28 protein-coding genes are annotated in these 26,599 nt (G+C 70.8%); 13 read left to right on the forward strand and 15 right to left on the reverse strand.

What is annotated here, in order from left to right; genetic code table 11:
* The first annotated feature begins 105 nt into the window (after positions 1-105).
* The 3 genes from ASD93_RS12460 to ASD93_RS12470 all read left to right on the forward strand — a co-directional run bounded on the left by ASD93_RS12460 (position 106) and on the right by ASD93_RS12470 (position 2,665).
* A complete protein-coding gene (locus ASD93_RS12460) occupies positions 106-855 on the forward strand; it encodes a FadR/GntR family transcriptional regulator (RefSeq protein ID WP_056123003.1) in 750 nt (249 codons plus the stop codon).
* 84 nt (positions 856-939) lie between these two features.
* Positions 940-1,515: a YdeI/OmpD-associated family protein gene (locus ASD93_RS12465; RefSeq protein ID WP_056123006.1), complete on the forward strand. Its 576-nt coding sequence runs from the start codon at positions 940-942 to the stop codon at positions 1,513-1,515.
* A 133-nt stretch (positions 1,516-1,648) separates the two neighbouring features.
* On the forward strand, positions 1,649-2,665 hold the full coding sequence (locus ASD93_RS12470) for an SDR family oxidoreductase (protein ID WP_162253396.1): 1,017 nt from the start codon (positions 1,649-1,651) through the stop codon (positions 2,663-2,665).
* A gap of 192 nt (positions 2,666-2,857) precedes the next feature.
* Here ASD93_RS12470 and pyrE read toward each other — a convergent pair whose 3' ends face one another.
* From pyrE to ASD93_RS12490, 4 genes are all read right to left on the reverse strand, one after another.
* Entirely contained in the window at positions 2,858-3,436 is a 579-nt protein-coding gene (gene pyrE / locus ASD93_RS12475; RefSeq protein WP_056123012.1) for an orotate phosphoribosyltransferase, read from the reverse strand.
* Between the two features lie 88 nt (positions 3,437-3,524).
* Entirely contained in the window at positions 3,525-4,334 is an 810-nt protein-coding gene (locus ASD93_RS12480) for a S1 family peptidase (protein ID WP_056123015.1), read from the reverse strand.
* 86 nt (positions 4,335-4,420) lie between these two features.
* Entirely contained in the window at positions 4,421-4,942 is a 522-nt protein-coding gene (locus ASD93_RS12485) for a DUF1697 domain-containing protein (RefSeq protein ID WP_056123018.1), read from the reverse strand.
* 29 nt (positions 4,943-4,971) lie between these two features.
* A complete protein-coding gene (locus ASD93_RS12490) occupies positions 4,972-5,787 on the reverse strand; it encodes an MBL fold metallo-hydrolase (protein ID WP_056123020.1) in 816 nt (271 codons plus the stop codon).
* A 130-nt stretch (positions 5,788-5,917) separates the two neighbouring features.
* Between ASD93_RS12490 and ASD93_RS12495 the strand changes: the two genes are divergently transcribed.
* Positions 5,918-7,321 carry an HNH endonuclease signature motif containing protein gene (locus tag ASD93_RS12495; protein WP_235566953.1) on the forward strand — a complete coding sequence of 468 codons (1,404 nt, stop codon included), beginning with the start codon at positions 5,918-5,920 and terminating at the stop codon, positions 7,319-7,321.
* Between the two features lie 364 nt (positions 7,322-7,685).
* Positions 7,686-8,525 carry an exodeoxyribonuclease III gene (locus ASD93_RS12500; RefSeq protein WP_056123025.1) on the forward strand — a complete coding sequence of 280 codons (840 nt, stop codon included), beginning with the start codon at positions 7,686-7,688 and terminating at the stop codon, positions 8,523-8,525.
* A 34-nt stretch (positions 8,526-8,559) separates the two neighbouring features.
* Here the strand turns inward: ASD93_RS12500 and ASD93_RS12505 are convergent, their stop codons facing one another.
* From ASD93_RS12505 to ASD93_RS12515, 3 genes are read right to left on the reverse strand one after another with little or no spacing between them, the layout of a single operon-like run.
* Positions 8,560-9,195 carry a dihydrofolate reductase family protein gene (locus ASD93_RS12505; protein WP_056123028.1) on the reverse strand — a complete coding sequence of 212 codons (636 nt, stop codon included), beginning with the start codon at positions 9,193-9,195 and terminating at the stop codon, positions 8,560-8,562.
* An 11-nt stretch (positions 9,196-9,206) separates the two neighbouring features.
* Positions 9,207-9,950 carry a winged helix-turn-helix transcriptional regulator gene (locus ASD93_RS12510; protein WP_056123031.1) on the reverse strand — a complete coding sequence of 248 codons (744 nt, stop codon included), beginning with the start codon at positions 9,948-9,950 and terminating at the stop codon, positions 9,207-9,209.
* On the reverse strand, positions 9,951-10,388 hold the full coding sequence (locus ASD93_RS12515; protein WP_056123035.1) for a VOC family protein: 438 nt from the start codon (positions 10,386-10,388) through the stop codon (positions 9,951-9,953).
* Between the two features lie 146 nt (positions 10,389-10,534).
* Between ASD93_RS12515 and ASD93_RS12520 the strand changes: the two genes are divergently transcribed.
* Positions 10,535-11,797: a sensor histidine kinase gene (locus ASD93_RS12520; RefSeq protein ID WP_056123038.1), complete on the forward strand. Its 1,263-nt coding sequence runs from the start codon at positions 10,535-10,537 to the stop codon at positions 11,795-11,797.
* Between the two features lie 44 nt (positions 11,798-11,841).
* The gene (locus ASD93_RS12525) at positions 11,842-12,504 is read left to right on the forward strand and encodes a response regulator (protein WP_056124483.1); all 663 of its coding nucleotides are present in this window, start codon (positions 11,842-11,844) and stop codon (positions 12,502-12,504) included.
* 90 nt (positions 12,505-12,594) lie between these two features.
* Here the strand turns inward: ASD93_RS12525 and ASD93_RS12530 are convergent, their stop codons facing one another.
* Entirely contained in the window at positions 12,595-13,164 is a 570-nt protein-coding gene (locus tag ASD93_RS12530; protein ID WP_056123041.1) for an NADPH-dependent FMN reductase, read from the reverse strand.
* 221 nt (positions 13,165-13,385) lie between these two features.
* On the opposite strand from ASD93_RS12530, the gene ASD93_RS12535 reads away from it, so the two are divergent.
* Both ASD93_RS12535 and ASD93_RS12540 read left to right on the forward strand, forming a co-directional pair.
* Positions 13,386-14,270: an ABC transporter ATP-binding protein gene (locus ASD93_RS12535; RefSeq protein WP_056123044.1), complete on the forward strand. Its 885-nt coding sequence runs from the start codon at positions 13,386-13,388 to the stop codon at positions 14,268-14,270.
* Entirely contained in the window at positions 14,267-15,376 is a 1,110-nt protein-coding gene (locus ASD93_RS12540; RefSeq protein ID WP_056123046.1) for an ABC transporter permease, read from the forward strand. Before ASD93_RS12535 ends, ASD93_RS12540 begins: the two co-directional genes overlap by 4 nt.
* 60 nt (positions 15,377-15,436) lie before the next feature.
* On the opposite strand, the gene ASD93_RS12545 is transcribed toward ASD93_RS12540, so the two are convergent.
* From ASD93_RS12545 to ASD93_RS12560, 4 genes are all read right to left on the reverse strand, one after another.
* Positions 15,437-15,817, reverse strand: a complete 381-nt coding sequence (locus ASD93_RS12545; RefSeq protein WP_056123048.1) for a VOC family protein — start codon at positions 15,815-15,817, stop codon at positions 15,437-15,439.
* Positions 15,818-15,906: 89 nt separating this feature from the next.
* The gene (locus ASD93_RS12550) at positions 15,907-17,118 is read right to left on the reverse strand and encodes an acetyl-CoA C-acetyltransferase (protein WP_056124486.1); all 1,212 of its coding nucleotides are present in this window, start codon (positions 17,116-17,118) and stop codon (positions 15,907-15,909) included.
* 100 nt (positions 17,119-17,218) lie between these two features.
* Positions 17,219-17,695, reverse strand: a complete 477-nt coding sequence (gene rraA, locus ASD93_RS12555; protein WP_056123051.1) for a ribonuclease E activity regulator RraA — start codon at positions 17,693-17,695, stop codon at positions 17,219-17,221.
* 85 nt (positions 17,696-17,780) lie between these two features.
* Positions 17,781-18,311, reverse strand: a complete 531-nt coding sequence (locus ASD93_RS12560; protein WP_056123053.1) for an ArsR/SmtB family transcription factor — start codon at positions 18,309-18,311, stop codon at positions 17,781-17,783.
* Between the two features lie 57 nt (positions 18,312-18,368).
* On the opposite strand from ASD93_RS12560, the gene ASD93_RS12565 reads away from it, so the two are divergent.
* Positions 18,369-19,772, forward strand: coding sequence for an MFS transporter (locus ASD93_RS12565; RefSeq protein ID WP_056123056.1), 1,404 nt, complete (start codon positions 18,369-18,371; stop codon positions 19,770-19,772).
* A gap of 3 nt (positions 19,773-19,775) precedes the next feature.
* Here ASD93_RS12565 and ASD93_RS12570 read toward each other — a convergent pair whose 3' ends face one another.
* Positions 19,776-20,243 carry a hypothetical protein gene (locus ASD93_RS12570; RefSeq protein ID WP_056123064.1) on the reverse strand — a complete coding sequence of 156 codons (468 nt, stop codon included), beginning with the start codon at positions 20,241-20,243 and terminating at the stop codon, positions 19,776-19,778.
* Positions 20,244-20,303: 60 nt separating this feature from the next.
* Between ASD93_RS12570 and ASD93_RS12575 the strand changes: the two genes are divergently transcribed.
* From ASD93_RS12575 to ASD93_RS12585, 3 genes are read left to right on the forward strand one after another with little or no spacing between them, the layout of a single operon-like run.
* Positions 20,304-21,470, forward strand: coding sequence for a type III polyketide synthase (locus tag ASD93_RS12575; RefSeq protein ID WP_056123067.1), 1,167 nt, complete (start codon positions 20,304-20,306; stop codon positions 21,468-21,470).
* Positions 21,467-22,159, forward strand: coding sequence for a methyltransferase domain-containing protein (locus ASD93_RS12580; protein ID WP_056123077.1), 693 nt, complete (start codon positions 21,467-21,469; stop codon positions 22,157-22,159). Before ASD93_RS12575 ends, ASD93_RS12580 begins: the two co-directional genes overlap by 4 nt.
* Positions 22,152-23,270: an FAD-dependent oxidoreductase gene (locus ASD93_RS12585; RefSeq protein WP_056123080.1), complete on the forward strand. Its 1,119-nt coding sequence runs from the start codon at positions 22,152-22,154 to the stop codon at positions 23,268-23,270. Before ASD93_RS12580 ends, ASD93_RS12585 begins: the two co-directional genes overlap by 8 nt.
* Positions 23,271-23,526: 256 nt before the next feature.
* Here the strand turns inward: ASD93_RS12585 and ASD93_RS12590 are convergent, their stop codons facing one another.
* Both ASD93_RS12590 and ASD93_RS12595 read right to left on the reverse strand, forming a co-directional pair.
* On the reverse strand, positions 23,527-24,363 hold the full coding sequence (locus tag ASD93_RS12590) for a UbiA family prenyltransferase (protein ID WP_056123083.1): 837 nt from the start codon (positions 24,361-24,363) through the stop codon (positions 23,527-23,529).
* A complete protein-coding gene (locus ASD93_RS12595; RefSeq protein WP_082569311.1) occupies positions 24,360-26,516 on the reverse strand; it encodes an ATP-dependent Clp protease ATP-binding subunit in 2,157 nt (718 codons plus the stop codon). The genes ASD93_RS12590 and ASD93_RS12595 overlap by 4 nt, the downstream gene beginning before the upstream one ends.
* Positions 26,517-26,599: the final 83 nt, after the last annotated feature.

A 26,599-nucleotide genomic window follows, 5' to 3' on the forward strand; every position in this document is an offset into this window, starting at 1 on the left:
GTGGTAGGCATTACATCACACGTATGATGTCATACGCAATCGTTTGACTGGATTCGATCCGTCCCCGGAATGGACGAGACTAGGGTCTGCAGAGGGAGGTTGGCCATGAGCAACGGAACACCGGCGTTCGCTGTCCGTGCGAAGTCTCCGCGGTTGGGGGTCACCGTCGTCGCCGAGCTCGTCGACGCGATCGTGCGCGGGGACCTCGCTCCGGGGACGAGCCTGCCCCCCGAGGCCGTGCTGTGCGAGCAGTTCGGCGTGAGCCGCACCGTGATCCGCGAGTCGGTGAAGCGGGTCGAGGAGAAGGGGCTCGTCACCGTCACGCAGGGACGCGGGACGCAGGTCTCCCCGCCCTCGTCGTGGAAGATGGTCGACGACACCGTGCTGTCGGCGCTCGTCGACAACGATGCGACGCTCGGCACCCTGGACGATCTGAGCGTCGTGCGTGCGGCACTCGAAGCGGTGATCGCACGGGATGCCGCAGCATCCGTCTCCCCCGAACAGCTGGAGCGGCTGGCGGCCGCGCTGCAGTCGATGCGCGACACCGTGCAGGACGAGCCGTCGTTCGCGAAGGCCGACGTCGTGTTCCACTCGATCGTCGGAGAGATGTCGACCAACCGCCTGGCCGACTCGATCGTGAAGACGCTGTTCCGGCAGGCGCTCGCGAGCAGCCGCTACTCCCTGCGCAGCCAGCTCGAGATCACCCTCGCCGAGCACGAGGCGGTGTACGCGGCCATCGCGCAGCGCGATCCCGACGCCGCGGAGCAGGCGATGCGCACGCACATCCTCGACGCGTGGGAGCGCCGCCGCCCCGGTCGCGCCGCCGCCGCGGAGGAAGCGGCCGCCGTAACCTGAACCGGTTCCTTCGGTGCCGGTGGTCGCGGGACGGGCCGGCCGTCGCGGACGTGAGGCGTCCGCGGTGACCGGTAGGGTCGCCGCATGGGCGCGCTCGATGACGGCGAGAAAGTGGAGGCTGCGGATGCCGCGGCCTGGCGTGACTGGCTGGAGCGCAATCACCGCTCATCCACGGGCGCGTGGCTGGTGCGCGCGCGTCCTGGGTCGGGTCTGACGTTCGTCGAGTACGAGGACGCGATCCGGCACGCGCTGTGCTTCGGCTGGATCGACGGCCCGGTGCGCACGTTCGACGAGGCACGGGGCGGCCTGTGGTTCGCTCCGCGGCGGTCGTCCAGCGGCTGGGCGGCCACCAACAAGGCGCGCCTCATCGAGCTCGAGGCGGCCGGGCTCATGACGGAGGCGGGAACTCGAGCGGTCGAGGTCGCCCGGGCCAACGGCGCGTGGACCGTGCTCGACAACGCCGAGGCCGGGATCGAGCCCGACGACCTCGCAGCCGCGCTCAACGCGGATCCCGCAGCGCGCGCGGCGTGGGACGCGTTCCCGCCGTCGGCGAAGAAGCTCGGGGTCTCCCTCGTCGACATGGCGCGACGGCCAGAGACGCGGGCGGCCCGGATCGCGAAGATCGTGGCGGATGCCGCGGAGGGGAGGCGTCCGGCATGACCGAGTTCGAGCAGAATCTGCTGTTCGCTGCGACGGCGATCGTGCTCGTGGGCACGCTCATCGTGTTGGTGTGGCAGTGGCGGCGCAATCGCGGAGACGACCGCGACTGATGGAGCGCCGCGAAGGACGAATGATGTCGACCAAGCCCGTGCTCGTCACCGGAGCATCCGGCTTCATCGCGAAGCACATCGTGAGAGAGCTGCTCGAATCCGATCGGACGGTGCGTGCGGCGGTCCGCTCGCCTGCTCGGCGAGCGCAGCTCGAGGCGCTGTTCCCCGGTGCGCCCGTGGAGTTCGTGAACCTCGACCTCACGGCCGACGAGGGATGGGATGCCGCCGTGACCGGGGTGGATGCCCTCATCCACACGGCCTCGCCGTTCCCGAGCGCTCCGCCGAAGGACCCGCAGGACGTGATCCGCCCGGCAGTGGACGGCACGGTGCGGGCGCTGCGCGCCGCGCAGTCGGCCGGCGTGACGCGAGTCGTCATGACGTCCACGTGCGGGGCGATCTACAAACCCGCCGATCAGGAGTGGTCGCGCGTCAAGACGCGTGAGGACTGGACCGATCCGATGGGCCCGAAGACGACCCCCTACGAGGCGTCCAAGACTCTCGCCGAAAAGGCTGCCTGGCGCTTCGTCGCCGAGCACCCCGAGATGCGGCTGACGACGATCAATCCCGGGATGGTCTTCGGACCGGCGATGGACGAGCACTACGGCACGTCGCTGAAGCTCGTCGAGCAGCTGGTCACCGGTCGGATGCCGATGTATCCCCGACTGCACATGCCGGTGGTCGACGTCCGCGATGTCGCCCGCATGCACGTGCGGGCACTTGCGCACGAGAGCGCGGTGGGCCAGCGCTTCCCCGGCAACGCGGGAGCGCTGTCCGTTCCCGAGATGGCCGGCATCCTCGCGGGCGCGTACCCGGAAGCCGGCCTCAGCGGGCGGGTCGCGCCGGACTGGCTGATCCGCGCGATGGCGACTTTCGTGCCTTTGCTGAGGACTGCCGCGGAGGGTCTCGGGCTCAACGCGGACGTCGACGGGGCGGACGCCCCGCGTCAGTTCGGATTCGACTACATCCCTTCTCGGGACGCTCTCCTCGCCTCTGCCGAGTTCGTTCGCGCGGGCGCGCGCTCGACGAAGCCGACCCGATAGCCGCCGGCGCGGGCGGGCGCGGCGCGCTGGGGCGGCGCTGGGCCGCCCGCTGCATGCCCGGCCGCACAGGGCCGCGCCCCGGGCCGCTTGGGCGCCGGCTGCAAAAAACGGAGGAGAAACGCCGCATGACGCCTGCCGGACGGGCGCCCACCCCGGCGTTTCTCCTCCGTTTTTGACGACAGGCCGGCGTGGCTACTGGGGGGCGAGGCCCAGGTCGTCGAGGTCGATGGCGGCCAGCCACTGCAGGCCCTCGGCCTCGACCGCGGCCTGCGCACCGGTCTTGCGGTCGACGATCACCGCGACGGCGATCGGCTCGGCGCCTTCGCGCCGCAGAGCCTCGACGGCCTTGAGGGCTGACTGACCGGTGGTCGAGGTGTCTTCGAGGACGACGACCCGCTTGCCCGCGACATCCGCCCCTTCGACCTGACGCCCGCGACCGTGGTCCTTCGGCTCCTTGCGCACGACGAACGCGTCGAGGGGGCGCGGGGTGCGCGCGGATTCGTGCATCACCGAGTTCGCGATGGGGTCGGCGCCGAGGGTGAGCCCGCCGACCGCGACGATGCCGTCGACATCGCGGATCAGGTCGAGCATGATCCGGCCGATCGCGGGAGCTGCACGGTGGTCCAGGGTGAGCTTGCGCATGTCGACGTAGTAGGTCGCCTTCTTGCCGCTCGAGAGGGTGAAGTCGCCGTGGAAGACGGCCTCGTCCTGGATCAGCGCGATGAGGTACTGGCGGTCGGCTTCGAGCTCGGCAGTGGAGGCGGCGGTCATGGGTCCGATTCTACGGATGCCGCGGCGCACCCGAGGGCCGGTGCGATCTGGTCGCACCGGCCCTCGGCGTACTCGCTCAGCGCGGCCGCTACGGGAGCAGGTCGCCGAACTCGGCGTAGATCCAGTCGAGGTCGTCGGCGCGGTCGACGCGGTACACGCCGCCCGTTCCGGCGCACGCGCTGTTGAGCCCGAAGGACGTGACGCCGGCGATGACGTTGGTGTCGCCGATGAAGTTCGGACCTCCGGAGTCACCGGAGCAGGTGCCTCCGGTGTGGGCGTTGTTCGACAGCAGCAGCGACGCGTCGCCCGTGAACCCCGTGTTGATCTGGTTCAGCTTGGGCGTGGACACCATGCGCGTCTTGTACGCCTGGTCCTTCCACGATGCGGCATCGGGGAAGCTCTTCTGCAGCCCGTACCCGACCGCGGTGAACCACGCGTTCTTCTTTGCCTGCTTGGTGTACCCGTCGAGCTGATTCAGAGCCGGCAGCTCGCCGTACTCGGCGACGACCACGGGCTCGTCGAGCACCACGATGCCCAGGTCGTACAGATAGAAGGCGGCGTCGTCGTACTGCGGGTGTGTGTAGGGCGTTCCGCTCACCTGTCCGGTGAAGGGATAGCCCAACGCCGCGGGAGTGGGCTCGAGGTCGCTCTGGAACCAGATCTCGACATGCTCCGCACCGAAGGTGCAGTGACCGGCCGTGATGTACACCGTCGGCGAGATCAGCGTGCCGCTGCATCTCCACAGCGGGGTGCCGTCCTCGGTCTGGGCCACCATGAGCCCGACATTCGGGTGGCCGTCGCCGTCTGGGACGCCGTCCGTGATCGCCTGGGCCGGCGCGGAGCCGAGCCCGATCAGAAGGAGGGCCGCAGCGGCGGCGACGAGCGCTTTGTGGCGCATGAGTGTTCCCCTCTCGGTGGGTGTGACGCTGAGCCTGCCACCGCGACCGCCGCGCGACAAGCACCTGGCTCGCCGCCCTCCTCGCCCTACGTCGCGAACCGATCGACGAGTCGGATCAAGGTGGGAAGTCCGCGCGAGGTCGCCGGCCGGCCGGTGAGACGCTCGACCACCGGCGTCGCGTTCGATTCGCGGTCGCGCTCGTTTGCCGTGACCGCCCATCCGTCGCCAGCCTCGACGAAGCGGCACCGCCGGTGCGCCGCCTCGTCGATGACGGCGGGATCGTCGATGTCGATGACACCTCCGGCGTGGAGGGTGAGTTCGCGGTGCGCGGCATCCGGTGCGGCGGCGTGCGCATCAACGAGCGCGGCGACCCGAGGCAGCGGCATCGCGAAGACCTCACGATCGACGCCGGATCGTGCGGTCAGCGCCGCCCGCACGTCCGGCAGCACGCCGGCGGCGTCGTGGGAGGTGAAGACGACGGTGCCGTTGCTCTGGAAAGCGACGGCGCCGGTGCATCCGGCGTCGGCGAAGGCCGCCAGCAGGCCCGAGGTGGACGGATGCCCGCGTTGACCCTGATTCACATTGCGGAAGAACGCGACGTGCTCCACCGGGGATCCGGCCTCCCCTCTGCCCCCGCTCACTCGGGCTCGCCCCGCAGCTCGCGCAGACGCTGCATCTGCCAGCGGTGAATGTCGGGCAGCCAGTCCAGCGGCGCGCCCGGGCCCACGCGCGGATCGTCGGGCTCGTCGCCGTCACGCAGAGCTCGCACGTACGCGAGGTCGAGATCGATCCGGGCATGCAGCTCAGCGGCGTCGCCGACCGAACCGTGACCGGGGATGACAGCATCCGCTCGGTCCGCCACGCTCTCGAACAGCTGCAAAGCCGAGAGGTAGTCCTCGATCGGGTGGTGCGCCTGCAGATCGAGGAACGGCATCAGGATGTCGGACAGCATGTCGCCCACGACCAGCACTCGACTGTCCTCGATCAGCAGAGCCGCGTGGCCCTCGGAGTGACCCCGGTGCTCGAGCACGCTGACTCTCGGGCCGTCCCACGGGATCTCGTTCGCTTCCGGCGGGAGCCCGCTGATGAGACCGAGCAGCTCCATCGGGATCTCATCGGCGTGCTCAGGAGGAAGGCCCTCCGCGATGTCGTCTGCCCACCCCGGCTGCGAGAGGAACGCCGCCATGGTGGCGGCGCCGACGGCCGTGCCGTAGCGGGGCACGTCGCCGAAGTCCGGGTGCCAGAGCACGTGGTCCCAATGCGGGTGGGTCGAGAAGCCGGCGACGACGCGCTGTCCGAGATGCCGCAGGTCTGCGGCGATGTCGTCCAGCTCCACGGTCGTGATGCCGGGGTCGATGAGCAGCACTCCGTCTCGCCCCTGCACGATGACCGTGTTGCTCTTGAGGAAATCGCTCTCGTGGACCCACACGCCGGCCGCGATCTGCTGCAGCATGAGAACCTCCGTCCGCGACCGGATGCCGCTCGAGGCGACGCTACTCCGTCGGACAGACATTCGTCATTGTTATCCACAGTCTGGCCATTGTCTCCACTCTTTTGTCGTACCTATGTTCTACGCTCATCGTATGAGATTTGATCAGGCGGATGGGTGGGATGCCGCGGATGCGCCGCCCGACCCTGACGCGTGCTGGCTTCCGCCGATGCCTGATGACGCGGAGGCGGCCGAGTGGTTTCCGCCTGTTCCGGATGATGTGGAGTTGGTGACCGAGGTCGCCGGGATGATGGCGGTGTTCGCGGCGGAGCAGTTCGCACGTGTGGACGCGCTGCGACAGAACGCGCTGGCGGATGCCGCCCGGTATGGCGGTGGGGTGGCGGCGATCGTGGAGCGGTCGCTGCGGCTCGAGCTCGCGGCGGCGCTGCGGGTGACCGAGCATGCGACGGGGATGCTGCTCGCCCGCGCCGAAGCGCTCGTCCACCGGTACCCGTCCGCGCTCGACTCCCTCGGCCGAGCGCGGATCACCGAACGTCATGCGCAGGTCCTCGTCGAGCTGCTCGACGCGACCACCGCCGAAGTGCGGGACCGTGTGACGGGGCGGGCGGTGGCTCTCGCCGAGGAGCTTCCGGTGGGGTCGTTCCGGCGGGCATTGCGGCGGATTCTCGAGACCGAGGAGTCCGCGACCCTCACCGAACGGCACGAGCACGCCGTGGCCCAGCGGCGGATCCTCGTCGAACCGGCCGCCGACGGGATGGCGTGGCTGCACGCGCTCGTGCCTGCGGTGGAAGCGCACGCGATCCACTCCCGGATCTCTGCGATCGCCAAAGCCCTCACCGGACGAGCCCCCGACACCGAGGGAGGTCCCGGCTCCGACGACGCCCACGGCGCCGATGACGTCCGGACGCTGGATCAGACTCGCGCCGACGTGCTCTGCGACCTCCTCATCGACGGGGACTGCACGGAGCACCCCGCCGATGCTCGCGGGATCCGGGCGACCGTCACGGTCACCGTCCCCGCTCTCGCCCTCCTCGCCGAGGACGACGCCGACCGACACACGCGCGCGCTCGCCCCGGCGACGGTGGAGGGCATCGGACCCATCCCTCTCGGGACAGCGCGGGAGCTGTGCGGTGGGGAGGAGTCCTGGATGCGGGTCCTCACCCACCCCGAGACCGGCATGATCCTCTCCGTCGGCCGCACCCGATACCGACCCCCTCCCGGACTGCGGAAGCTCGTCCGGTGGCGGGCGGACCGGTGCATGGCCCCCGGGTGCGGCATCCCCGCCTCCCGATGCGAGATCGACCACACCATCGCGTGGGAGCACGGCGGGCACACCGCTCTCACCAACCACGCCCCGCTCTGCACCGGACACCACACCGTCAAGCACCATGGCGGCTGGACCGTCGAGCAGATCCCGGGCACCGGAGGCGCGCTCCTGTGGACCTCGCCCACCGGCAGACATTATCGCGTCGACCCCGAACGACCCATCCCCCACTTCCGACCGTCGGCCGGGGGAACAGCCCACGCACCCTTCTGACCGACCCCTCCGCTGAGCGCGGCGTCGATTCCGGGCGTGCGAAATCGGTCGGTGCGTCTCCCGGGCGGCGAACTCGGTCGGTGCGTCTCCCGAGAGGGTTCGACCTTCAGCGGTGCGACTCCCCGGAGGGTGCGACCTCCAGCGGTGCGACTCCCGGGGGGCGAACTCGGTCGGTGCGACTCCCGGGAGGGTGCGACCTCCAGCGGTGCGACTCCCCCGGAGGGGTGCGACCTCCAGCGGTCCGACTCCCCCGGAGGGGTGCGACCTCCAGCGGTCCGACTCCCCCGGAGGGGTGCGACCTCCAGCGGTCCGACTCCCCGGCAAGGGGTCCGCGGCGTCCGAGCCCCCGCCTAGGCTGGACTCCATGCGCCTGGCCACGTGGAACGTCAACTCCATCCGTGCGCGGGTCGACCGCATCGTCGACTTCGCGGTGCGCGAGCACATCGACGTGCTCGCGATGCAGGAGATCAAGTGCAAGGTCGAGCAGTTCCCCTTCGACCGCTTCGAAGAGGCCGGCTACCACGTCGAGGCCCACGGCTTCTCGCAGTGGAACGGCGTCGCGATCGCCAGTCGTGAGCCCCTCACCGACGTGCGCACGGCGTTCCCCGCAATGCCGGGATTCGAGAAGGGCCACAACGGGCCGGACGCCCCGCACGAGGCCCGCGCCATCGCCGCGACCGTCGGCGGTGTCGAGGTGTGGAGCCTGTACGTCCCCAACGGACGATCGCTCGGCGACCCGCACTACTTCTACAAGCTCGAGTGGCTCGCCGCCCTCGAGCAGTACACGCGGGCGTCCCTCGCAGCGAATCCCGACCTCGCTCTCGCGCTCGTCGGCGACTTCAACATCGCTCCGACGGATGCCGACAACGGCGACCCCACGGTGGTCCAGGGCTTCGCGACCCACGTCTCCCCGCCCGAGCGCGAGGCGTTCGCGGCGCTCGAGGCGGCCGGCCTGCACGACGTGGTGCGTCCGCTCGTCCCGACCGGCTTCACCTACTGGGACTACAAGCAGCTCCGCTTCCCCCGCAACGAGGGCATGCGCATCGACTTCATCCTCGGCTCCCACGCCCTCGCCGATGCCGTCGCGGGAGCGCGCATCCACCGCGACGAGCGCAAGGGCGAGGCACCGAGCGATCACGTGCCCGTCGTCGTGGATCTCGACCTCGACGGGCCCGACGACGACGACCGCCCGATGATCTTCTAGGTCGCGGCGTGGTCGTCGTCACGACGTCACGGGGTCAGCCGAAGTCGACCACCGACATGTCACCCGTCGTCGGCTGACCGTTCGGGCCATAGCGGAGCAGAACTGCGCCCTTCGGCCCGGTCAGCGGCGGGGCGAGGAGCTTCAGATTCGCCGGCGCCGCGCCATCGGGGAACACCTTCTTCCCCTGCCCGAGCACAAGCGGATACACCCACAGGGCGAGTTCGTCGTACGCCTCGGCCGCCAGCAGCGACTGCACGAAGTCGATGCTGCCGATGACGTGGATCTCGTCGTGCCTGTCGCGGAGGGCGGCGACGTCGGCCGCGGCATCCGGCCCCAGCTGCATGGCACCCTGCCACGCGAGGTCGATCGTCCCGCGTGAGGCGACGTACTTGGGGATCGCGTCGAACTTTCGCCCGATCACCCCGGCACCCTCGCCCTCCGTGTGATTCGGCCAGTAGTCCGCGAAGATGTCGTACGTCCGGCGGCCGAGCACGAGCGCGTCCATGCGTTCGATCCCGGCCATGATGACCTCGCCCACCAGGTCGTCGTCGACAGGAGCCTGCCATCCCCCGTACGGGAATCCGTGCGAGGGGTCCTCGTCGGGTCCGCCCGGCGCCTGCGCGACGCCGTCGAGAGTGGTGAAGAGGTCGATGGTGATACGTCCGGTCATGGCCGGTCCTTTCAGGCGGCGACCACCGCGGTCGCGTCGATCTTGAAGACGTCGGCGAAACGCTCGAGGAGGGTCTCATCGCCGGAGACGACGGCGAGCACCTCGAGGTCGATCGCCTCCGCGGGCGTCAGTTCTCCCGAGATGAGCCGGCGGATGCCCGGGCCCGCCGCGAAGACAAGCTCGGGCTCCCCCGCGGGAACGCCCTGCCCCACGGGGCTCCGCCCCACACCCCCGGCTTGCTGACGCGCGCGCCCGACCGGTGGGGCCGACGGTGCGAGCTGGACGATGCGCAGGTCCGAGCCGTCCACCTGCACGCGCAGTGCGACATCGGCGACATGCACCTCGTAGTCGGCGGGCGGGACGGATGCTGCGACCTCCGGCCGGAACGCGGTGCGCAGCGCCATCGTCAGAGAGTCGGCGGTGACGACGTCGCCCGGCCCCGGCTCGCCCATCTGAACGAATCCCCATCGTCCGAGGGCGAGCACGATGGGCTCGAGCTCGCGCCCGTAGCGCGTGAGCTCGTACACGAGCCCGCAGTTCGCGAGCGGCACACGGCGCACCACCCCACCCTCCTGCAGCTCCTTGAGCCGGGTGGAGAGGATGTTCGTGGGGATTCGCGGCAGCCCCTGCCTGAGGTCGGTGTACCGACGCGGGCCGACGAGCAGATCGCGGACGATGAGCAGCGCCCACCGCTCCCCGATCAGCTCGACGGCGGTCGTGACCCCGCAGTACTGCCCGTAGCTGCGGGAGGCCACCTACGCCTGCGCCTGCTCCGCCACGTAGGCGTCGGGACCCTGCTCCGCCGCCTGCGGCTCCATGAACAGGAAGGCCAGGCCGTTGCCGTCCGGGTCGTCGAGATCGCGGCTGTACATGAACCCGTAGTCCTGCGCGGGACGGGGCTCGGACCCGCCGTTGGCCAGTCCCGCCTCGAGCACGCGATCGACCTCTTCGCGGGACTCGCGGCTGAACCCGATCTGCACCTGGGCGTGCGTGCGCGGGTCGATGATCGGCTTGTCGGTGAACGTGCCCAGGTACTCCGTCGTGAGCACCATCATCTGGATGTTGTCGGCCCAGACGATGCACGCCGCGTTCTCGTCGGTGAACAGCGGGTTGATCTCGGCGCCGAGCGCCGTGTAGAACGCCTTCGACCTCTCGAGGTCGTTCGTCGGAACGTTGACGAAGATGTGCGTCATTGCCCTGCTCCTTGCCGGTCGCTGCGCCGGGGCCGCCCCGGCGATGACCCGATACTTGCAAAAAGCAATCACGCTTGTCAATAGCAAGCAGGGTCTCCGTCATACGGGGGATGCCGCGCCACCGCGCTCCCCCGTAGCGTGGAGGGATGTCCGACACCCCGTCCGCCCGCCGCCGCGACCCGGCGACCGCCGCCGGGCTGCGCAACGACATGTGGCTCGCCGCGGGACTGCTCCTCGGGGCGATCCTCAGTGCGGCGCTCGGCTCCGTCGCCGGCGTCTACGGCACCGACTCCGCGCAGGGGATGCAGTGGGGCCTTCTGTATTCGTTCGGCCTCACGGCGCCGCTGGCGCTGCGCCGCCGCTTCCCCGAGGTCGTCGCCGTCGTCGTCGCGATCGTGTTCATCGTCGGTGTGTCGCTGCGCATCCCCGAGATCTACGTGGGGAACATCGCCCTCTTCATCGCGATCTACACGGTCGGCGCGTGGGTCGACGACCGGCGCCGGGCGCTGTACGTGAGGGTCGCGATCATCATCGCCATGTTCGTGTGGCTGCTCATCACCACGTTCCAGTCGGCGACCGCGCCGACCGAAGAGGGTCTGTCCCGCGAAGGCCTCTTCTCGCCCTTCGTCGCGTTCATGCTGATCCAGTTCCTCGTGAATGCCGCGTTCTTCGGCGGCGCGTACTACATGGGCGACCGCGCCTACGCATCCGCGCTCGAGCGCGCCGCGCTCCAGGACCGCACGCGCGAGCTCGAGGCCGAACGCGAGGTGACGGCCGCACAGGCGGTTGCCCTGGACCGCGTCCGCATCGCACGGGAGCTGCACGACGTCGTCGCCCACCACGTCTCGGCGATGGGCGTGCAGGCCGGCGCGGCGCGCGCCGTGATGGACCGCGACCCCGACGCCGCGCGGGCCGCGCTCACCGGCATCGAGCAGTCCGCGCGCTCCGCACTGGATGAGCTGCGGCACCTGCTCGAGACGCTGCGCACACCCCACGGCGACGCGCCGAACGCCTCGACCGTCCGCCTCGCGGGACTCCCCGCCCTGGTCGAGCACGCCACCGAGAACGGCCTGCCCACGACGCTCACCATCGTGGGGGACGAAGTGCCCCTCTCCGACGTCGCGCAGGTCAACATCTACCGCGTCGCGCAGGAGGCGCTCACCAACGCGCGGCGACACGGCGGAGCGGATGCCTCGGCCGACGTGCGCCTGCGGTACGGCGCCGACGCGGTCGAGCTCGAGATCACCAACACCGGGCGCTCCGCCTTTCCGGTCCGTCCGGGTCTGGGCATCGTCGGCATGCGCGAGCGCGCCGCGGCGTCGGGCGGCACCCTCGAGGCGGCACCGCGGGCTCGCGGCGGCTTCCTGGTGCGCCTGCGCGTCCCGCGCCACGAGCGGGTCGTCGCGTGACCGCGCCGGCGATCCGGGTGCTGCTCGTCGACGACCACGCCGTCATGCGCGCGGGGTTCCGCATGATCCTCGAGGCGGCCGACGACATCGTCGTGGTGGGCGAGGCGGCGACCGGCGTCGAGGGCGTGGCGGCGGCATCCGCTCTGCACCCCGATGTCGTGTGCATGGACGTGCAGATGCCCGACATGGACGGGCTCGAGGCGACGCGGCTCATCGTGGCCGACCGGACGGTGTCCGCGGCGGTCGTGATCGTGACGACCTTCGACCGCGACGACTACCTGTTCGCGTCGCTCTCGGCGGGGGCGAGCGGATTCCTGCTCAAGAACGCCGGTCCCGAGGAGCTGGTGAACGCCGTGCGGGTCGCCGCTGCCGGCGACGCGCTGCTCGCTCCCGAGGTCACCCGGCGCGTGATCGCGCGGTTCGCGGAGACCCCGGTCACGGTCCCGCCCTCCGCGAGCCCGGCGGCCGACACCCCCGCGGCCTCACCCGCCGCGTCGCCGGCCGGGCCCCCGATAGTCGAGCTCACCGACCGCGAGGACGAGGTGCTGCGGCTCGTGGCGCAGGCGCTCAGCAACGCCGAGATCGCCCAGCGCCTGTACATCGGCGAGGCGACGGTCAAGACGCACGTGTCGAACGTGCTGCAGAAGCTCGGCGCGCGCGATCGTGTCGCGGCCGTCGTCTACGCGCACCGCCACGGCCTGGCCTGAACCGCCCCCGTACGTGCGAGTCGCCAAGACACGCCGATCCTGGGGGCAGCCGGTCGGCGTGTCTTGGCGACTCGAAGAGGACGGGGCGCGTCAGGCGGCGACGGGCACCTGGGCGTAGCGGTCGACCAGCGCGCCGAACGCCTCGAGGTAGCCGACGAGGAACTCGGCGGTCTGGTCGTTGGTGACCTCGCCGGAGTCGGTGAACAGGCCGGGAGTCGACTGCACGTAGCCCTCGGGCTGACCGAGCGTCGGCGCGTTGTAGTGGCTGAGTACGGCCTTGAGGTGCTGCTGCGCGGCGGCGGTGGCGATCGGTCCGCCCGAGGTGCCGATGACGGCCGTGGGCTTGCCGTTGAACGAGCCCTGGCCCCACGGGCGCGCGGCCCAGTCGAGCGCGTTCTTCAGAACGCCGGGGATCGAGCGGCTGTACTCGGGAGTCACGATGATGACGCCGTCGACGTCGTCGATCGCCTGCTTGAAGTCACGCGCGACCTGCGGGTAGTCGGCGTCGAAGTCGGGCGAGTAGAAGGGGAGGTCCTTGATCGGGATCTCGACGAGGGTGGTGCCCTCGGGCGCGAGCCGCTCGAGCGCCTTCGCCAGGCGACGGTTGATCGAGGTCGACGAGATGCTGCCGACGATGTAGCCGATAGTCCGCTCGGACATGGGATGTTCCTCCGTAAACAGAAAGGGGCCCCCGGCGGGGACCACCGTGGACGTTCCACCCACCTCCAAGGACCGCTCATCCCGATCTATTCCCGTGCATGGAATTCCACGTGTCGTGCTCCTCCGACGGGCGGGCGTGCCATCTCCGCCTCATGGGGGATGCCGCGGGCTCTCCCGATCCGTAGCGTGAGCTTCGTGAGGACGACGACGAGGAGGAGCGCATGCTGCAGCTGAGAGGGATCGCGAAGAGCTACGCAGGGAGGCGAGCGCTCGACGACGTCTCGTTCGACGTCCGCCCGGGACGCCTGACCGGCTTCGTCGGCGGGAACGGCGCCGGCAAGACCACCACGATGCGCATCGTGCTCGGCGTGCTCGGCAAAGACGGCGGGACGGTGACGCTCGACGGCACCGAGGTGACGGCATCCGATCGCCGCCGGTTCGGCTACATGCCGGAGGAGCGCGGGCTCTACCCGAAGATGAAGGTGCTCGAGCACATCGCGTATCTCGCGCGCCTGCACGGCTTCTCGAAGACGGATGCCACGGCCCGCGCGACCGCGCTCCTCGAGCAGCTCGGACTCGGCGAACGACTGAACGACAACGTCGAGACGCTCTCGCTCGGAAACCAGCAGCGCGCCCAGATCGCGGCCGCGCTCGTCCATGACCCGAGCGTGCTGATCCTCGACGAGCCGTTCTCGGGTCTCGACCCGCTCGCGGTCGACGTCGTGGCCGCCGTGCTGCAGGAACGCGCCGCGGCCGGTGCCGCGGTGCTGTTCTCGTCACACCAGCTCGACGTCGTCGAGCGCCTGTGCGACGACCTCGTGATCATCGCGAACGGCACGATCCGCGCAGCCGGAGCCCGCGACGACCTGCGCGCTGCGCACTCCACCCGACGGTTCGAGCTGGTCTCGGCGGGCGACGCCGGCTGGCTGCGGTCCGAGCCGGGCGTCGAGGTCCTCGACTTCGACGGCGGCTACGCCGTGTTCGACGTCGACAGCGACGAGACCGCGCAGCGGGTGCTGCGTCAAGCCGTCGGCCAGGGCGATGTCGCGAGCTTCGCGCCGCAGCATCCGACCCTCGCCCAGATCTTCAAGGAGGTCATCCAATGAGCACCCCCACCCGCACCACGACCGGCCGCGGCTTGAGCACTCCCCAGGGCGTCTGGCTGGTGGCCGAGCGCGAGATCGGCTCGAAACTGCGCAGCAAGGCGTTCGTCATCTCGACCGCGATCCTGCTGCTCGGAGCCCTGGCCATCGTCATCTGGGGCGGGTTCGCCGCCTCCAGCAACAGCGGCACCCCCGTGGCGGTGACGCCGGATGCCGCGTCCGCCGTCGCGGAGGCGGAGGGCCTGGACATCACCGAGGTCGCCGACCGCGCCGAGGCCGAAGCCCTCGTCGAGAGCGGTGACGTCGACGCCGCCATCGTGGCCGATCCGGAGTCGCCGGTGGGCCTGGCCGTGATCGCCGAGTCCAGCCCGCCGACGCAGCTGCTGCTGCAGCTCGCGCAGACGCCGACCGTCGAGCTGCTCGACCCCGACGCGGCAGCCGGCGCGCTCGGCTACGTGGTCGCCATCGGCTTCGGCATCGTGTTCCTCTTCGCCGCGTCGATGTTCGGCGGCACGATCGCACAGAGCGTCGTCGAGGAGAAGCAGACGCGCGTCGTCGAGCTGCTCATCTCGGCGATCCCGGTGCGCTCGCTCCTGGCCGGCAAGGTCATCGGCAACACGATCCTCGCGATGGGTCAGATCCTCCTCCTCGCCGCCATCGCCGTCGTCGGCCTCACCATCACCGACCAGACGGCGCTGCTGCAGGGCCTGGGCGGACCCATCGCCTGGTTCGCGGTGTTCTTCCTGTTCGGCTTCATCCTGCTCGCGTCGCTGTTCGCGGCGGCGGCGTCCATGGTCTCGCGCATGGAGGACATCGGGTCGACCACGACCCCGCTGACCATGCTCATCATGGCGCCGTACTTCCTCGTGATCTTCTTCTTCGACAACCCGGTCGTGCTGGGGATCATGTCGTACGTGCCGTTCTCGGCGCCCGTGGGCATGCCGATGCGACTGTTCCTCGGCGAAGCGCTGTGGTGGGAGCCGCTGCTCTCGCTCGCGATCCTCATCGCGACCTGCGTCGCCGCGATCGTGATCGGCGCGCGGATCTACGAGAACTCGCTCCTGCGCATGGGCGGACGCGTCAAGCTCTCCGAAGCGCTCGCGCGCTGACGACGGTTTCCGGATGCCCCGGCCGCGCGCACCTGTGCGGCCGGGGCATCCGTCCCTGACCTAGCTCGCCTCCACCACCGCGAGGACGTTGCCCGACGGGTCGAGGAACCACGCGATCGCAGGACCCATGTCACGCGAGATGCCCTTCGCATCGGTCGGGAAGTCGGCGTCGTCGTAGATCTTGGTCGCGATGCCGCGGTCGTTGAGGTCGTCGACGGCCGCCTCGACGTCGTCGACGTCGAAATTCATGATCGTGAACACGGCCGGCACGTGATCGGGCTTGGGATAGACCATCACCTTCGCTCCCGAGCCGAGGGTGAGTTCGAGCAGGCCCATGTCCAGCTCCTGGACGGGGATTCCCAGCGTGTCGCCGTAGAAGGCCTTGGCCTCGCCGAGGTCCTTGACGGCGAAGCCGCTGAACGCGCGGTCGGGTGTGAACATGCTCTCTCCCTGGGTCGTGACGGTCGCGGTGCCGCCCAGCCTCCGCCCTCGGCGGCGCCGTGTCCAGGGGGTCGACCGGATGCGGGCGCTCAGAGTCTTTCGACCACGGTCGCCACGCCCATGCCGCCGCCGATGCACAGCGTCGCGAGACCGTGGCGGCCCCCGGTGCGCTCGAGCTCGTCCACGAGGGTGCCGAGGATCATCGCGCCGGTCGCGCCGAGCGGGTGGCCCATCGCGATGGCGCCGCCGTTCACGTTCGTGCGCTCGTGGGGAAAGTCGTCGAGGTCGCGCATGAGCTTGAGAGCGACCGACGCGAAGGCCTCGTTGATCTCGACGAGGTCGATGTCGTGGATCGAGAGCCGGGCGCGCTCGAGCGCCAGGCGCGAGGCGGGTCCGGGACCGGTGAGCATGATGGTCGGCTCGGTGCTCACGACGGCGGCGGAGAGGATGCGTGCCCTCGGCGTGAGCCCGTGGCGCACCCCCGCCGCCTCACTGCCCACCAGGACGAGCGCGGCGCCGTCGACGATGCCGGACGAGTTGCCGGCGTGGTGCACGTGATCGATCGCCCCGGCCTCGGAGTACTTCCGCAGGGCCAGCTCGTCGAAGCCGGAGCGACCGAGGTCGGCGAAAGCGGGCGGCAGTGCGGCCAGGGTCTCGACGGTCGTTCCCGGCCGGATCGTCTCGTCGCGGTCCAGCAGCAGGCCGCCCTCGGCATCCGTCACCGGCACCACGGAGCGGTCGAAGCGCCCCTCCTCCCACGCCCGCGCGGCGCGTGCGTGGGATTCGGCGGCGAATCGGTCGACGTCCTCTCGCGTGTACCCCTCGAGCGTCGCGATGAGATCGGCGCTGATCCCCTGCGGGACGGAGTCCGGGGCGACCGCGGCGGCGGCATCCTTCGAGAAGGGGCTCCCGTCGCTGCCCATGCGCACGCGGCTCATCGATTCGACGCCCCCCGCGAGGAAGAGGTCCTCCCAGCCCGAGCGCACCCTCGCGGCGGCCTGATTGACCGCCTCGAGGCCCGACCCGCAGAAGCGGTTGAGCTGCACCCCGGGCACGGAGTCGGGCAGGCCGGCGGCGAGCGCGGCGATCTTCGCGATGTCGGAGCCCTGATCGCCGATCGGCGTGACACAGCCGAGCACGAGGTCGTCGATGCCGGCGGGGTCGAGGCCTGGATGCCGGTCCCGCAGTGCGTCGATGAGGCCGACGACGAGCTCATGCGGCGCGACGCCGTGCAACGAGCCGGTCGCCTTCCCGCGGCCGCGCGGCGTGCGGACGGCGTCGTAGACGAAGGCCTCGGTCATCGCGTCTCCCTCGATCGCACCTGGATCCATCGTGCCACCGCGCGCGTCGACCCGGGCGCGCGCGGCGTGGTCGCGCCATCTCCTCCGCTCGTTCCGCTCGCTAGGAGGTGCAGCGCTCGACGAGCACGCCATCGGCGTCGGCCCACACGTGGCGGCCGGGGGCGAACACGACCCCGCCGATCTCGACGGGGACATCGACCTCGCCGACGCCGTCCTTGGCGCTCTTGCGCGGATTGGAGCCGAGCGCCTTGACGCCGAGCGGCAGCGCGGCGATCGCCTCACGATCGCGGACGGCGCCGTGCACGATCAGTCCCGCCCAGCCGTTCTCGACCGCCGACGCCGCGATGAGGTCGCCGACGAGGGCCGATTCGAGTGATCCGCCGCCGTCGATCACGAGCACGGCACCACCGCCGTCCGTGGCGAGCACGGCCTTCACGAGCGCGTTGTCGCGGTGACAGCGCACCGTGCGGACCGGCCCGTCGAAGGCCGTGCGCCCGCCGAGATCGAGCAGCTGGAGCCCTAGCGAGTCGAGGGCGTCGCCGCGCTCGTCGTACAGGTCGGCCGTCGCGATCGTCATGACGCCACGGTATGCCGCACTCCGCGGCGAGCGGCCCGGTCGGCGGCGGGAAGAACCACCGGATTTCACCCGGCGCGAAACCGGCCTACGTCTGGACCGGTCCTCGCGGGTTGAGGTCGGGATGGAAGGCCGTGAAGACCGAGTACGTCTCGCCGTCGGCATCGTCCTCCCGCTCCTTGAACTCCACGAGGAGCTCGTGCAGCCGGCGCTGGAACTCCTCCCTGTGCGCGTCGTTGAGCTTGAGTCCGAGCCAGGAGGTGTCGAGGTCGCCGGGGTCGACGCGTTCGATCTGCTGCAGGAAGACCTCGACGAGCACGCGGCTGCGGTCGGGCATCGGCATCCGCCACGACAGCCCCGTCGCGCGGTACGGCACCTCGCGCGCTCCCTGCGCCCCCGAACGTGCCGGCTCGGCCCGGAGGAAACCGGTCTGCGCCAGGGTGCGCACGTGATGCAGCATCGTGCCCGGGTTGACTCCGAGGAGCCCCGCCAGCTCCTTGTTGGTGCGCGACTCGAACGCGCACAGCCGCAGCACCCGCAGACGCAGCGGCGAGCTGATCGCGCGCAGGCGCGCCTCGTCCTCGGGATTGCCGGGAGTGAGCTCGATGCGATCGTCCACAGCCTCAGGCTAGAGGACTGATTGACAACTCTCAATCGGTCGCTCAGACTGATTGACATGTCCCAATCACTTCCCGCCGACGATGCCGTCGAGGTCGACGCCGACGTTCTCTCAGAGGCGCGGGCCGAAGCATCCGGTGCGTCCGTCGCGTCGAGAGCGGATGCCGCGGCAGACGCCGCCGCGCCCGACGGCACTAGCGCTGCGGACCAGGCCGCGCCCAGGGGGTCGCTGTGGCGCGACCGCAACTTCCTCACCATGTGGGGCGGGCAGACGCTCGCGCAGTTCGGTGCGCAGATCAGCGAGCTCGCGTTCCCCGTCCTCGCCGTGCTCCTGCTCAATGCGACCGAGTTCGAGGTCGGCGTGCTCACCGCGGCCAACGTCGCCGCCTTCCTGATCGTGGGCCTCCCCGCCGGTGCGTGGATCGATCGAATGCGCAAGCGGCACGTGATGATCGCCGCCGACGTGGTGCGCGCCCTCGCCCTGGCGATGGTTCCGGTGCTGTGGGCCCTCGGCACACTCCAGATCTGGCATCTCGTCGCGATCGCGCTGGTGCTCGGCGTGGCCACGGTCTTCTTCGACGTGTCGTACCAGAGCATCATCCCGTCACTGGTGAGGCCGGCGCAGATCGGCGAGGCCAACGGCAAGCTGCAGTCGACCTACGAACTGGCCAACATCGCGGGGCCGGGGTTCGCGGGATGGCTCATCGGCGTGATCAGCGCACCGTTCGCGATGCTGGCGACGTCGGGCACCTACCTCGTCTCGGCGATCGCGCTCGCGCTGACGAAGGACCATGAGGAGCGTCGACCGCGCGAAGACCATGGACCGCTGCTGCGCGAGATCTGGGAGGGACTGCACTTCGTCTTCACCGAGAAGCTGCTGCGCCGCATCGTCGGCACGACCGGGGTGTCCAACTTCTTCAGCACGATGTCCTGGACTCTGATCCCGATCTTCCTGCTGCGCGAACTGGGCTTCTCTCCCACCTCGATGGGCGTCATCCTCTCCCTCGGCGCCATCGGTGGCCTGCTCGGCGCGATCGCGACGCCGCGGATCATCGCGCGCATCGGCGAGGCGCGGGCGATCCCGGTCAGCGCGCTCGGCTTCAGCGTGATCGCCCTGCTGCTGCCGGTGGCCGCCGCGGTGCCCGCGGTGGCGTTCCCGCTGATGGTCGCCCAGTTCTTCGTGAGCAGCTTCACCGTGCTGCTCTACAACATCACGCAGGTCACGTTCCGTCAGCGCATCACGCCGCCGCGGCTGCTCGGGCGCATGAACGCCTCCGTGCGGTTCGTCGTGTGGGGTGTCATGCCGATCTCGGCGCTGCTCGCCGGCGGCCTGGGCACCTGGCTCGGTGTCGTGCCGACGATGTGGATCGCCGCCATCGGTCAGCTGCTCTCCGCCGCCTTCGTGGTGTTCGGTCCGTTCTGGAGAATGCGCGAGCTTCCCGACTCCCACACGAACGCCTGAGCGTCACGCCGGGGAAGCCGCCCGGCGGGACCGGGCGATGCCCATGATCGCGGTGATGAACGCGGCCAGGTACGCCAGGCCGATCACCCCTGCGGCGAGCGCGAAGAGCGCCGCGGACGTCTCGGCCGAGATGCCGAACCACGCCATGAAGACGGTGTCGAGCGAGCCGCTGTCGCCGGCGTCGGGCACCGTCATGCCGCCGATCAGGAACCCGAGCCACAGCACCGCGGATGCGATGTCGTACCAGAGCCGCGTCGCGCGCTCGCGCCGCACCTCGCGGTCGAACAGCGTCAGCGCGGGTGGCACCAGCAGCACCGCGACCACGATGACCCCGTACACGATGCCGAAGAATCCCAGCCATCCGACCTCGGCTCCGACGTTGCCGCGGCCGACGAAGAAGAACACCGGCAGGAGCACGGCGACCGGCCACTGGGCGTAGAAGACGAACCGGCCGGTGCCCTCGATGTGCATGACTCGACCGTAGTGCGCAAGGCGGCCCCATCAGGGCCCCGGTCGTGCTTAGGTGTGAGCATGAGCGCGCGCATCGTGTCTATCGGAACGGCGGTGCCGCCGACGTGCGTGCCGCAGGAGCGCGCGCGGGCGATCTTCGCCGGCCAGCCTGGCGCGGACCGGCTGACGCAGCGCCTGATCCACGCCGCGTTCGAGGCTTCGGCGATCGAGCGGCGCCACACGGTGCTCACGGAGTTCGGCGACGACCTCTCCTCGCACGAGGTCGTGCCCGAGGGCCGTGCGCGCTTCGCAGACGACCAGGGTCGGATGCTGCGCCCCACCACCGGCGCGCGCAACGACCTCTACCTCGCCGCCGCGCCCGAGCTCAACGCCCGTGCGGCGCGCGCCGCGCTGACGGATGCCGGGATCGAGGCATCCGCCATCACCCACGTGGTGACCGTCTCGTGCACCGGATTCTTCGCCCCCGGCCCCGACTACCGACTGGTCCGCGACCTGGGCCTCGATCCGACAGTGGAGCGCTATCACCTGGGCTTCATCGGCTGCGCGGCCGCGATGCCCGGGCTGCGGCTCGCCGCGCGCATCACCGCCGCCCAGCCGGACGCGGTCGTGCTCGTCGTCTGCCTGGAGCTGTGCACGCTGCACATCCGACCGTCGGCCGATCCGCAGCAGATCGTCGCGGCATCCGTGTTCGCCGACGGCGCGGCCGCCGCGATCGTCACGGCCGACGCGTCGGTCGGGCGCGCGGGCGGCCTCGAGCTCGACCGCTTCTCGACGGCCCTCACGTCCGAAGGAGAGGCCGACATGGTGTGGACGATCGGCGACCACGGGTTCGAGATGACCCTCTCCGCCGAGGTCCCCCGCATCGTCGGACGCGAGATCCGCGGGGCCGTGGATTCGTTCCTCTCGGGGGAGGGGATGCCCGACGCGTGGGCGGTGCACCCCGGTGGCCGCAGCGTGCTCGACCGCGTCGAGGCCGGGCTGGAGCTGGCTCCGAGCGCGCTCGACACCTCGCGCGAGGTGCTGCGTGACTACGGCAACATGTCGAGCGCGACGATCCTCTTCATCCTGCGGCGGCTACTGCACGACGACCGCCTCGCCGACGGGGCGCGGCTCGGCACGCTCGCGTTCGGCCCGGGACTCACGGTCGAGTCGGCGATGCTCGTCAAGCGCGGCGCGACGGCGTCCGCTGTGGACGCGGCGCCCATCGAGGCCGTCGTCGGCGCATGAGCCTGAGCGTCCGCGACGCCGAGCTCGAGGAGCTCATGGACGACCCGGCGTGCGACCCCCGGCGGCTGAAGGCCACCCTCCGGCGGTTCGGGACGATCAACCGGCTCTTCTCGGGATGGGGCACCACGTATCGCGACCGCCTGCGACCGGCGCTCGCGGCGCTCGGCCGGCCGGCGCGCGTGCTTGACCTCGGATCGGGCGGCGGCGATCTCGTCGTTCGTCTGGCCGCCCTGGCCCGGCAGGACGGCCTCAACGTGTCGTGGATCGGCGCGGACCCCGACCACCGATCGCTCGAGATCGCCGGGGAGCGCGCGGCGCCCGGCATCGAGTTCCGGGTGACGGATGCCGCCTCCCTGCGACGCGAGGGCGAGACGTTCGACGCCGTGGTGTCCAACCACGTGCTCCACCACCTGAGCTCGGCCGAGCTGGCGGCGTTCGCCGAGGACTCGCTGGCCCTGAGCACCGGGCCGGTGATCCACTCCGACATCCGGCGCAGCAGCGCGGCCTACGGGCTGTACGCGATCGCGATCACGCCGTTCGCCCCGGGAACGTTCCTGCGCACCGACGGCCTGCGCTCGATCCGCCGCAGCTACCTGCCCGACGAGCTCGGCGGCGCGCTCGGCGGACGCTGGCGGGTGGAGACAGGGTCGCCGTTCCGCGTGCTGGCGCTGGCGCACGCGGATGCCTGACGTCATCGTCGTGGGAGCGGGCCCGGTGGGCACGCTGCTGTCGTCGGAGCTCGCACGACGCGGCGTGGAGGTGACCGTCCTCGAGCGCCGCGCCGAGCCCGGCGGTGGTTCCCGTGCGATCGGCGTCCACTCCCCCGTGCTGGCCGCGCTGGAGGCATCCGGCATCACCGACCGACTGCTCGCGAGCGCGGTGCGGGTCTCGCGCGGCGAGGCGCGGTCGGGCGGTCGCACGCTCGGGGTGGTCCGCTTCGATCGACTCGACCGCCGATTCCCGTTCGTGGCCACCCTCCCGCAGCACGAGACCGAGGCCGCGCTGGCCGAAGGCGCCCCCGTTCCCCGCCGCGGCGCGGCCGTGACGGGCGTGCGGCCCGAGGGACGCGGCATCCGCGTGTCCGTCCACGAGGACGAGGACGTCGTGGCCCCCCTCGTGATCGTCGCCGGGGGCTGGCGGGCGCGCGAGCTCGTCTACCGTCCGGGCGGCGTGCGCGTGCGCCCGTACGCCGACCGGTACCTGATGGCCGATGTCGCGACTGGCCGCGACGACGACCTCGCGGTGATCGGCATCGATCGCGGCGGCGTGCTGGAATCCTTCCCGCTCCCGGGCGGACGCCGGCGGTATGTCACGTGGGACGCCGGCTCTCCCGAGGCGGACCGCGGCGAGCGGCTGCGCGCCGCGCTGCGCGCCCGCGGCGAGCATGCGGCGGCCGCCGGGGTCGAGACCGCGACCGCCTTCGAGGTGCGTCGTGCCATCGCGCCGGCGCTGCGCCGCGACAGGTTGTTCGTGATCGGCGACACCGCCCACGAGGTCAGCCCGATCGGCGGGCAGGGGATGAACCTCGGGCTGCTGGATGCCGCGACCCTGGCCCCGCTGCTCGCGGAATGGGTGCGCACCGGAGCGGCCCCCGACGCCGGCCTGGCGCGGTGGGAGCGGCGGCGTCTCGCCTCGGCGCGGAACGCCGCCCGCCTCGCGAGCCTGAACACCTCTCTCGGCCGGCCGCTCGGCCCGGTCGCGAACGCGGTGAGACGGGAGGGTCTGCGGCTCGCGCTCCTGCCCCCCGGCGCGCGGATGCTGGCCCACGCGTACTCGATGGGGTTCGACCGCGACGCGTGACGGGTCGGAACGGTTTGGGGCGCATTCCGGGCATTCGGGGCGCGTGTAGTGCGCCCCGAGGTACGAATCACGCCCCAAACCCGCGAGAGGCGAGCCCGCGAGAGTCAGCCCGTGATCGCATGCCGCGACGAGGGACCACTCTCACCGGCGTCGAGAACGGAGGAGAATCGCGCGCGACAGAGCGCCGTCGGATCACCTCGGCGGCGTGTCTCCTCGATTCTCGGCACCCCGCAGACGGCGGTCCGTACCCGACCGGCTAGGTGGCGATCGCACCGCCCGTGGCGACGAGCTGCGCGGCGAGGAGGAGCCCGGCAAGCATCACGAGCCGGAAGAGCGCGCGGGAGGGCGGCCGCACGAGGGCGAGCACGGCGGTCGCGACGGCGACGATGACGACGGCGGCGAAGAACACCCAGCCGATCACGGTCACCGCGGCGAGGGCGCCTCCGGCAGAGCCGACGAGCACCGCCACCGCGCCGACCACGATCCCCGCCGCCGCGACGATCGCGGACGCCCGGGCGCCGATCCGATGCGGTAGGCCGCGCACCCCCGTCGCGCGGTCGTCGTCCAGGTCGGGGAGCACGTTGGTCAGGTGCACCGCCGCGCCGAGCGCGGCGCCCGCGATCCAGGCCCAGGGTGCGGCGAGACGAGGATCGGGCGCGGCGAGTGTCGCCAGCGACGGGAAGATGCCGAAGCTCACGATGAACGGCACGATCGAGAACGGCGTGGACTTCAGGCCCGCGTTGTACGCCCACGCCGACGCCAGGAAGATCGCGTGGGCTGCGAGCATCCCGAATCCCAACGGAGCCGAGAGCACCAGCGCGGCGACGAGCGCGACGAGCGCCGCCGCCCAGGCCGCGCGCTCGGAGACGTCGCCGCGAGCGATCGGCTTGTCGGTGCGTCCGACGGCCCGATCACGGGGCGCGTCGATCGCGTCGTTGGAGATGCCGATCGACACCTGTCCCGCGAAGACCGCGAGCACGAGCAGCACAAGACGCCACGGCTCGAGCCCGACCGCGAGGCCGAGCGCGAGCGCGAGTCCGGTCACGACGAGGGTCGGGCCGGGATGCGTCGACCCCCACAGCGAGCGGATCACGTGATCGCGGGCCCTTCGCTGGTGAGCGACAGACCGGATCCGTCGGCCGCGACATCCACCCGCACCACGTCACCGTCGTGCGCGCCGCCGCCCAGGATCGCCATCGCAAGGCGGTCCTGGATCTCGGACTGGATGAGACGGCGCAGCGGACGCGCACCGAACACCGGGTCGTAGCCGCGCTCGGCGAGCCACGTGCGCGCCTCGGGGGTGACGGCGAGCGTGAGCCGGCGGTCGCGCAGCCGGCGCTGCAGCGCGTCGACGGCGAGCTCGACGATCTGCGCGAGGTCGTCCTGCGTGAGCGCCTGGAAGATCACGATGTCGTCGAGGCGGTTCACGAACTCCGGCTTGAAGGCCTGGCGGACCAGTCCCTGGACCTGCTCGCGCTTCTGCTCGATCGACAGCGTCGGATCGATCAGGATCGGCGAGCCGAGGTTCGACGTCAGGATCAGGATCACGTTCTTGAAGTCGACGGTGCGCCCCTGACCGTCGGTGAGGCGCCCGTCGTCCATGACCTGCAGGAGGACGTCGAAGACCTCGGGATGCGCCTTCTCGACCTCGTCCAGCAACACGACCGAGTAGGGGCGGCGACGCACCGCCTCGGTGAGCTGGCCACCCTGCTCGTAGCCGATGTAGCCGGGAGGGGCCCCGACCAGTCGCGACACCGAGTGCTTCTCGCCGTACTCCGACATGTCGATGCGCACCATGGCGTGCTCGTCGTCGAAGAGGAACTGGGCCAGCGCCTTGGCGAGCTCGGTCTTGCCCACGCCGGTGGGCCCGAGGAACAGGAACGATCCCGTCGGACGGTCCGGGTCGCTGATACCTGCGCGCGAGCGCCGCACGGCGTCGGACACGGCCTTGACGGCCTCCTTCTGACCGATCAGGCGCTTGCCGAGCTCGGACTCGAGGTGCAGCAGCTTCTCGGTCTCACCCTGCAGCAGACGCCCGACCGGGATGCCCGTCCACGCGGCGATGACCGCCGCGATGTCTTCGTCGGTGACCTGGTCGTTGACCATGCGGTCGCCGGCCGGCTCGTCGCGCTCCGCCTCGATCAGCTGCCGCTCGAGCGCGGGGATCTCGGCGTACAGCAGACGGGACGCCTTCTCGAGGTTGCCCTCGCGCTGCGCGCGCTCGGCGTCCATGCGTGCCGCATCGAGCTTGGTCTTGAGGTCGCCGACGCGGTTCAGCGAGGCGCGCTCGCGCTCCCACCGGCCCTGCAGGTCGGCGAGCCTGGCCTGCTCGACGGCGAGCGTCTCGCGCAGCGTCGCCAGGCGCTCCTTCGACGGGTCGTCCTTCTCCTTCTTGAGCGCGAGCTCCTCGAGCTTGAGGCGATCGACGTGGCGACGCAGCTCGTCGATCTCGAGCGGCGCCGAGTCGATCTCCATGCGCAGACGCGACGCGGCCTCGTCGATGAGGTCGATGGCCTTGTCGGGCAGCTGACGGCTCGGGATGTAGCGGTGGCTGAGGGATGCCGCGGCCACCAGTGCCGCGTCGGCGATGGCCACCTTGTGGTGGGCCTCGTAGCGCTCCTTGAGCCCGCGCAGGATCGCGACGGTGTCCTCGACGCTCGGCTCGCCGACGTAGACCTGCTGGAAGCGGCGCTCGAGCGCGGCATCCTTCTCGATGAACTCGCGGTACTCGTTGAGCGTCGTGGCACCGATGAGCCGGAGCTCGCCGCGTGCCAGCATGGGCTTGAGCATGTTGGATGCCGCGACCGACCCCTCGCCGCCGCCGGCACCCATCAGCACGTGCAGCTCGTCGATGAACGTGATGATGCGGCCGTCGGATTCGGTGATCTCCTTGAGGACGCTCTTGAGGCGCTCCTCGAACTGGCCGCGGTACATCGCGCCGGCGACCAGCGCCGAGATGTCGAGCGTGACGAGCTCCTTGTCCTTGAGCGATTCGGCGACGTCCCCCGCGACGATGCGCTGGGCGAGCCCCTCGACGACGGCGGTCTTGCCGACGCCGGGCTCGCCGATGAGCACGGGGTTGTTCTTGGTGCGTCGCGTGAGCACCTGGCTGACGCGCCGGATCTCGCTGTCGCGCCCGATCACCGGGTCGAGCTTTCCCTGGCGGGCGCGGTCGGTGAGGTTTATGCCGAACTGCTCGAGTGCGCTCTGCGCGTCCTCCTGCCCGGGGTTCTGGGTGGCGTTCATGTGTCTCCTGAAATCTGTGGTCCGGCAAAAGTTGAGCCATGACGACTCAAGTTTAGCATCGGCGTTTGAGACGGGCAAGCGAC

Source organism: Microbacterium sp. Root180 (assembly GCF_001428485.1).
Lineage (GTDB): Bacteria > Actinomycetota > Actinomycetes > Actinomycetales > Microbacteriaceae > Microbacterium.

Bases quoted from the DNA above. Each gene is read 5' to 3' on its own strand.
- rraA (WP_056123051.1), bottom strand. From the start codon at position 17,695: ATGACGATCGCGACGGCCGACCTGTACGACGAGCGCGGCGACGCCCTC.
- ASD93_RS12570 (WP_056123064.1), bottom strand. From the start codon at position 20,243: ATGCACATCGAGGGCACCGGCCGGTTCGTCTTCTACGCCCAGTGGCCG.
- pyrE (WP_056123012.1), bottom strand. From the start codon at position 3,436: ATGACCGCCGCCTCCACTGCCGAGCTCGAAGCCGACCGCCAGTACCTC.
- ASD93_RS12470 (WP_162253396.1), top strand. From the start codon at position 1,649: ATGTCGACCAAGCCCGTGCTCGTCACCGGAGCATCCGGCTTCATCGCG.
- ASD93_RS12535 (WP_056123044.1), top strand. From the start codon at position 13,386: ATGCTGCAGCTGAGAGGGATCGCGAAGAGCTACGCAGGGAGGCGAGCG.
- ASD93_RS12550 (WP_056124486.1), bottom strand. From the start codon at position 17,118: ATGACCGAGGCCTTCGTCTACGACGCCGTCCGCACGCCGCGCGGCCGC.
- ASD93_RS12565 (WP_056123056.1), top strand. From the start codon at position 18,369: ATGTCCCAATCACTTCCCGCCGACGATGCCGTCGAGGTCGACGCCGAC.
- ASD93_RS12520 (WP_056123038.1), top strand. From the start codon at position 10,535: ATGTCCGACACCCCGTCCGCCCGCCGCCGCGACCCGGCGACCGCCGCC.
- ASD93_RS12495 (WP_235566953.1), top strand. From the start codon at position 5,918: ATGAGATTTGATCAGGCGGATGGGTGGGATGCCGCGGATGCGCCGCCC.
- ASD93_RS12540 (WP_056123046.1), top strand. From the start codon at position 14,267: ATGAGCACCCCCACCCGCACCACGACCGGCCGCGGCTTGAGCACTCCC.
- ASD93_RS12490 (WP_056123020.1), bottom strand. From the start codon at position 5,787: ATGCTGCAGCAGATCGCGGCCGGCGTGTGGGTCCACGAGAGCGATTTC.
- ASD93_RS12460 (WP_056123003.1), top strand. From the start codon at position 106: ATGAGCAACGGAACACCGGCGTTCGCTGTCCGTGCGAAGTCTCCGCGG.
- ASD93_RS12515 (WP_056123035.1), bottom strand. From the start codon at position 10,388: ATGACGCACATCTTCGTCAACGTTCCGACGAACGACCTCGAGAGGTCG.
- ASD93_RS12530 (WP_056123041.1), bottom strand. From the start codon at position 13,164: ATGTCCGAGCGGACTATCGGCTACATCGTCGGCAGCATCTCGTCGACC.
- ASD93_RS12585 (WP_056123080.1), top strand. From the start codon at position 22,152: ATGCCTGACGTCATCGTCGTGGGAGCGGGCCCGGTGGGCACGCTGCTG.
- ASD93_RS12545 (WP_056123048.1), bottom strand. From the start codon at position 15,817: ATGTTCACACCCGACCGCGCGTTCAGCGGCTTCGCCGTCAAGGACCTC.
- ASD93_RS12500 (WP_056123025.1), top strand. From the start codon at position 7,686: ATGCGCCTGGCCACGTGGAACGTCAACTCCATCCGTGCGCGGGTCGAC.
- ASD93_RS12575 (WP_056123067.1), top strand. From the start codon at position 20,304: ATGAGCGCGCGCATCGTGTCTATCGGAACGGCGGTGCCGCCGACGTGC.
- ASD93_RS12595 (WP_082569311.1), bottom strand. From the start codon at position 26,516: ATGAACGCCACCCAGAACCCCGGGCAGGAGGACGCGCAGAGCGCACTC.
- ASD93_RS12505 (WP_056123028.1), bottom strand. From the start codon at position 9,195: ATGACCGGACGTATCACCATCGACCTCTTCACCACTCTCGACGGCGTC.
- ASD93_RS12580 (WP_056123077.1), top strand. From the start codon at position 21,467: ATGAGCCTGAGCGTCCGCGACGCCGAGCTCGAGGAGCTCATGGACGAC.
- ASD93_RS12465 (WP_056123006.1), top strand. From the start codon at position 940: ATGGGCGCGCTCGATGACGGCGAGAAAGTGGAGGCTGCGGATGCCGCG.
- ASD93_RS12525 (WP_056124483.1), top strand. From the start codon at position 11,842: ATGCGCGCGGGGTTCCGCATGATCCTCGAGGCGGCCGACGACATCGTC.
- ASD93_RS12480 (WP_056123015.1), bottom strand. From the start codon at position 4,334: ATGCGCCACAAAGCGCTCGTCGCCGCCGCTGCGGCCCTCCTTCTGATC.